This window comes from Castellaniella sp., from assembly GCF_047971665.1.
Taxonomy (GTDB): domain Bacteria; phylum Pseudomonadota; class Gammaproteobacteria; order Burkholderiales; family Burkholderiaceae_B; genus Castellaniella.
The window spans coordinates 21883-28079 of sequence record NZ_JBKEAA010000032.1; the positions used below are offsets into that span (position 1 = coordinate 21883).

General features: G+C 65.8%; 4 protein-coding genes and 1 tRNA gene. 2 read left to right on the top strand and 3 right to left on the bottom strand.

Features of this window, described 5'->3' with window-relative positions:
* Positions 1–72 precede the first annotated feature (72 nt).
* Positions 73–762 (bottom strand): c-type cytochrome, encoded by a 690-nt coding sequence (locus ACK5JE_RS12215; protein ID WP_416801978.1) that lies wholly within the window; start codon positions 760–762, stop codon positions 73–75.
* A 152-nt stretch (positions 763–914) separates the two neighbouring features.
* Between ACK5JE_RS12215 and yihA the strand changes: the two genes are divergently transcribed.
* Both yihA and hemB read left to right on the top strand, forming a co-directional pair.
* Positions 915–1538 carry a ribosome biogenesis GTP-binding protein YihA/YsxC gene (gene yihA / locus ACK5JE_RS12220; protein WP_416801979.1) on the top strand — a complete coding sequence of 208 codons (624 nt, stop codon included), beginning with the start codon at positions 915–917 and terminating at the stop codon, positions 1536–1538.
* 66 nt (positions 1539–1604) lie between these two features.
* Positions 1605–2621, top strand: a complete 1017-nt coding sequence (gene hemB / locus ACK5JE_RS12225; RefSeq protein ID WP_416801980.1) for a porphobilinogen synthase — start codon at positions 1605–1607, stop codon at positions 2619–2621.
* Between the two features lie 38 nt (positions 2622–2659).
* Here hemB and ACK5JE_RS12230 read toward each other — a convergent pair whose 3' ends face one another.
* Together ACK5JE_RS12230 and ACK5JE_RS12235 are read right to left on the bottom strand one after the other, a co-directional pair.
* Positions 2660–5410 (bottom strand): autotransporter outer membrane beta-barrel domain-containing protein, encoded by a 2751-nt coding sequence (locus tag ACK5JE_RS12230; protein WP_416801981.1) that lies wholly within the window; start codon positions 5408–5410, stop codon positions 2660–2662.
* Between the two features lie 509 nt (positions 5411–5919).
* Positions 5920–5995, bottom strand: a tRNA-Thr gene (locus tag ACK5JE_RS12235).
* Positions 5996–6197 lie beyond the last annotated feature (202 nt).

The window sequence follows — 6197 nt, forward strand, 5'->3', positions numbered from 1 at the left end:
TTTTATATTTTAACGATACACCCGTCCGCGCCGGGCCCCTCCCAAGACCCTGGACGCGACCGGGAAATCAGCCTAGCGCAGGCCCGCAGCGTAATCGGCAACGGCCGCCAGATCCTTGTCGTTCATGCGATCGGTGATCTCATGCATGATCTCGTTGGCCCGGTCGCCCGAACGGAAGAGCTTGAGCTGTTCCAGCAAGTACGAGGGATGCTGGCCAGCCAGCCGCGGGAATTCCGCCGGCAAGCCGGCGCCATTGGCGGAATGACAGGCTGCGCACGCCGGGACCCTGCGATCGGCGATGCCGGCGCGCCAGATGGTCTGGCCGCGTTCGATGGAGGCCTCGCGGGTGGCCGTGCCGGCCTTGTCCCAGTCCATTTTCTGGTGCGACAGATACAGCGCCACGTTCTGGACGTCCTGAGCCGTCAGGGCGGGAGCGATGGTCGACATGATGGACGGCGCGCCGTCGGCGCCCGTGCGCACGGCGCGCTTGTCGCCCTGAGGGGTGAAATCACGCAACTGCTTGGCGATGTACTCATGCGGCATCGCGGCCAGGTTGGGATTCATGGGGATGGTGCTGTTGCCGCCGTCCCCGTGACAGGAGACACAGGCCAGCACGCCGCGCGAGGGATCGCCGTTGAGGTACAACTGCTCGCCCGCCTTGGCGTCGGGTTTTTGCGCACCTTGGGCGTGGGCCATGCCGGGCAGAGCGCCGGCGAGAATCAGGCTGCCGGCCATGAATACACTGGAAAGCGCACGCTTCATGAGATCCTCGGTGATCATTCGTTCACGACGCCAACGCCAGGCGCCTGACAATACCGCCACCCTATCCGCCCGGGACACGTGATGCGCGGCAACATTCAATGTGAAATTATACAATAGGCTTCAACCGCCTCTCTATATCCAATCCGCCCCCCGTGTCTCTCCTCCATCGCGCCCGGTTCACGATCTCCGCCGCCCGGCTGGATCAACTGCCCGCCCCGACCACGGCCGAAGTCTGTTTCGCCGGCCGCTCCAATTCGGGCAAGTCCTCCGCCATCAACGTCCTGACCAATCAGCGGCGGCTGGCCTTTTCCAGCAAGACGCCCGGTCGCACCCGGCTGATCAACCTGTTCGGCATCCCGGATCCGATCACACCGGACGACTGGCTCGGTTTCCTGGTCGACCTGCCCGGTTATGGCTATGCCGCCGTGGATCGCACGGCGCGCGACGAATGGGCCGAAGTGCTGGGCGGCTACCTGCACGAGCGCGCCAGCCTGGCGGGCGTGGTGCTGCTGATCGACATTCGCCGGGGGGTCACCGACCTGGACCGGCGCCTGGCCCGCTGGATCGCCCTGCGCGGCCTGCCGACCCTGGCGCTGCTGACCAAGGCCGACAAGCTGCCCTACGGCCAGCGCATCCAGGCCGTCGCACGCACGCGCAAGGACCTGGCTGACATCGGCACCCTGACCGCGCTGCCCTTCTCGGCGACCCACCGGATCGGCCTGGACGAGGCCGCCGGTCACATCGAGAACTGGATCTCGCCGCAGGCCGTGCCCTGAACGCACCCTCACCCTCGGGCCATCCATCATCCCGCCGCGCCCGGCGGATGTTTTCCGGAGTTCCGCATGACTGCATTCCTGCCTCTCGCCGACTTTCCCGCCATGCGCCTACGCCGCAACCGCCGGGACGACTTTTCCCGCCGATTGGTGCGCGAGAACCGCCTCATGACCGACGACCTGATCTACCCGGTGTTCGTCTGCGAAGGCCGCGACGTGCATGATCCGGTGGCTTCGATGCCGGACGTGGCGCGGCAGTCGCCCGATGTCCTGCTGCGCACGGCCGAGCAATGCCTGAATCTTGGCATCCCCGTGCTGGCCCTGTTCCCGCACATCGACCCGGCCCTGAAAACCGCGGATGGCCAGGAAGCCGCCAACCCCGACGGCCTGATCCCGCGCACCACGGCCCTGCTCAAATCCAATTTTCCCGAACTGGGCGTGCTCACCGACGTGGCTCTGGACCCCTATACCAGCCATGGGCAGGACGGCCTGATCGACGAGGATGGCCAGTTGCTGAACGAGCCCACGGTCGCCATGCTGGTGCGCCAGGCGCTGACGCATGCGCAGGCCGGCGCGGACATCGTCGCACCCAGCGACATGATGGACGGACGCATCGGCGCGGTACGGCAGGCGCTCGACGCCCAGGACCGCATCCACACCCGGATCATGGCCTATTCGGCCAAGTATGCCAGCGCCTTCTACGGCCCGTTCCGCGATGCAGTGGGCTCGGCCGCCAACCTGGGCGCCTCGAACAAGGCCACCTACCAGATGGACCCGGCCAACCGCCTGGAGGCCCTGCGCGAGGTCGCCGCCGACATCCGCGAAGGCGCCGACATGGTCATGGTCAAACCCGGCCTGCCCTATCTCGACGTGCTGCGCGAGGTCAAGGACGCCTTCGGCATGCCGACCTATGCCTATCAGGTCAGCGGCGAATACGCCATGATCAAGGCCGCCGCCGCCAACGGCTGGCTGGACCATGACAAGGTGATGATGGAATCCCTGCTGGCGTTCAAACGCGCCGGCGGCGACGGCATCCTGACATATTTCGCGATCGCGGCGGCGAAGATCCTGCGCGGGCGGATCTGAAATCCACACGCATGGATGCGTGGCGCACCGGACCCTCCCTAGAACAGATACTTCAGGCCCAGGATTCCCGCGGTGTCCCGATAGCCCCGCGAGCCCATCCGGTGGCCCACCGAACCCCACAGGCCCAGACTCCGGCTCAGCCGGCCCTCCAGGCCCACCTTGAGCTCGCCCATGTCGCGCGCGCCATCCATATAGGTGTCCTGCCCGTCCATCCTCACCCCGTACTGACGGGTGTCGTGCAGCCAGTTCACCTCCAGGTAGGGCTCGATCCGGCGCACGGCGCGCGCGTCCTGGTGACGCACCGACAGGCGAACCCCCAGGCGGGTGCGCACATTGCCCTTGCCCAGCCCCTGGACCCGGGTGCCGTTGGCCTCCGTATGCTCATCGGCCTCGATCCCCGACCAGATCACCTGCGCCTGCGGACGCGCCAGCACCGTGTTGCCCGCCCCCGAGGCGCTGGACCAGGAACCCAGCTCGAACCCGTACCCGGCCTCCAGCGAAGCGCTCACCCCCCGGCTCTCGTACTTCTCCTCGGACAGCCCCTGCCCCTTGACCGTGTCATCCATCCAGTTGTAAAGCAGCCAGCCATCGACATACGCCCCACGATCCTCCCGCGCGTCCTGGTACCACGTCCCATACAGCCCCAGGCTGTAGCCACGGACCTTGCCCCGGGCGCCGTAGTCCGAGACGTCGTTGTGCGTACTGCTGCGCTGCTCGCCGTAGCCGCCCATCACCCCCACGCGCCAGGCATCGTCCCGGCCAAAACTGCCCCCCAGCACATCGCCCCCCAGCTGCAACACATACCGGTCGGCCGTGTACGAGGACTGCCCATCGGCCATCCGCCCCTTGCCATGGCCTCCCACCACACGACCCCACACCGCGGCGCGGTGGCGCAGGCCGGTGACCGGATCGATGGACCAGCCCGCCCCCTGGCGCTCGCTCAGGCGGGTGTTGAACAGCGTGCTCGATGCGGCCAGGTTATTGGCGTAGCTGCCCGCTTCGGGGCGGGATACGCGCGTCACGCCATGACTGCTGGTCAGGTACCAGCGATCGGGGTTCGCTCCCGAAGCGCTGCCTTTCCTGAGACTGTACTCGTAGCCGCCGCCCACGATGCGCCCGCTCTGCACAAAGGCGTCCCGGGTCGAGCCGCCCGTGCGGATCAGTTCGATCCCCTCCAGCGTCTGTGCCCCGCTCCCGCCCTCGTTGGCCACCTTGACATAGGTGGTCCCCGTGGCCGCCCCGGTGATCACCAGCCTGTCGGTCTGGCTGCCATCGCCCCCGAGCACCGTCCCGAACGATACGCTGCCGCCATCGCCCACCCAGTCCCCCACCTGCACATAGGTCTGCCCCGCGCAGTTCGTACAGTTGTTCAGGATCAGCGCGCCGCTGTTGCGCATCCCGCCCGTGACCGTCACGCTCCGGGCCAGCATCGCCGCGCCCCGGTCATTGATCAGCACCGTGCCCGCGTTCTCCAGCACCGCGCCGTCGCCCAGCTTCTGGCTGTGGCCGCCCAGGTTCAGCGTCGCGCCCTTGTCCACCCTCACCCCGGCGCTCCGGCCAAACGCATTGTCCACCCCGGCCTTCAGCGTCCCGGCGCTCACGGTCGTGAGACCGGTGTAGGTGTTCATGCCGGACAGCACCAGCGTGCCCGCCCCACGCTTGGTCAAGTCTTTCCCGTTCCAGTCATTGGTCGCTCCGTTCGGGTTGTCGGCCAGAACCACCTTCAGGTCCAGGGTGGCGCCCTCTTTCAGGTCGAAAGTGCCGTAGCCCTTAGCGCCGCTGTCATTCCATCTCAGGCCATAGTGCAGCTCGCTATTCTTGGTTTCGCCGAGCATGGCATAGTCCTCGGCGCCCGGCGTGAGCAGGGTATTGTTGCCCGCGTCATAGGTGTAATCACCACTGATAGACGTGGACGTCACCAGCGTGATGTCGTTCTCGCTCCACTCGGTGATCCTGGTCTCGAGGGTGGTGTTGTCGAAGGTGACGCCATTACCACCCGTCTTCAGGCTGCCGCCGTTCTCGAAGGTCAGGGTGGTGCCATCGCCAAAGCGGGCGTTGCCCGAGAAAGAGAGCGGTTGCGTCCCTGAGAGCGTCACCCCGGTATGGGCCCCCGCCACCAGGCTGCCGTCAATCGTGGCCGTGGCGTTATTTGTGATGGCAAGGGTATTGGGGGTGCTGGCGGTGGTGTCGGACAGGGCGATGTCGCCGGTCATGACCGAGCCATCGTCCAGGGTCAGTGAGTTTTGACCGCCCGTGGCGCGAATGGCAGCGCCGTCAGTGCCGTCAGTGCCGTCAGTGCCGCCCGAGCCGCCGTTGCCGCCTTTGCCGCTGCTCCCCCCTGTGATCGTGCCACGATTGGTGATGGTCAGATTGCTGCCGCTGATCGCATCGCCGCCGTTGCCGCCGTTGCCGCCGATGCCGCCGTTGCCGTCGCCGCCGTCGCCGCCGTCGCCGCCGTCGCCGCCGTTGCCGCCGTTGCCGCCCTGTATGGTGCTGCTGTTATTGATCTGGATATTGTCGCCGCTGATTCCGGAACCGCCGTTGCCGCCGTTGCCGCCGTTGCCGCCGTTGCCGCCGAAGCCGAAGCCGCCGTTGCCGCCGTTGCCGCCGTTGCCGCCCTGTATGGTGCTGCTGTTATTGATCTGGATATTGTCGCCGCTGATTCCGGAACCGCTGTTGCCGCCGTTGCCGCCGTTGCCGCCGTTGCCGCCGACGTAGCTGTTGCCGCCGTTGCCGCCGGTGCCGCCTTTGTCGCCTGTTACCGTGCCACCGCTCTCGACAGTGACCACATTATCTTCTGCCGTTGTCTCTGGCTCCGTTGTCAACGCGTGGGCATCGTGCCCATTCTCCCCATCCGTCCCATCCGTCCCATCCGTCCCATCCGTCCCATTCATCCCACTTTTGACTATTTCATTGGTTGCTATTGTCATGGGATACTGATCAAAGGGCTCCGCCGATGCTCCGGGGCCTGTCGCCGAGAAAATGAACAGGGCGCAGGTAACCCGGATCGCGAGTTCCTGAGAGATCAGGCCCGAACGGTGCTTCTTTCGTGCATGGCGTTTTGGCTGCATGGGTACCGCTCCTTGACAGACGGACCATCCATGGAAGATTTCCGGATGATTTCTTTTTTGAGGAAATATTTCCCGGATTCTATCAGGAGCGGATCATTGACATGTCAATTTCCATGTTCCCAGTACGGAATTACTCAGGGAGAGGAGGGCCGGCCGACGGGGCGGCCGCATGGGCCAGAAAAGCAAAACGCCAATCCCGGAGGATTGGCGCAAGTGCCTGGTCGCTGTGGTGCCGGCTAGAGGAGTCGAACCCCCGACCTTCTCATTACAAGTGAGCTGCTCTACCAACTGAGCTAAGCCGGCCAAGGACCGTCATTCTACAGGATGGCGCATCCTCTATTTGACGACCTTCAGGTGTGACGGCCTGGGGGTATCGGGATCATCGTCCGGAAGCGTCGCAGGCGTCGGCGGCTCGGGCGGGTCGCCGCCCCCCGGGTAGGGTTGCGAGGCGACCACCTCGAAGCCCATCCCGGCGCCGGTTTCGCGGGCATAGACGGCCGAAACC

Excerpts from the sequence above, each read along its gene's own strand:
- ACK5JE_RS12215 (WP_416801978.1), bottom strand. The coding sequence starts at position 762 with ATGAAGCGTGCGCTTTCCAGTGTATTCATGGCCGGCAGCCTGATTCTC.
- hemB (WP_416801980.1), top strand. The coding sequence starts at position 1,605 with ATGACTGCATTCCTGCCTCTCGCCGACTTTCCCGCCATGCGCCTACGC.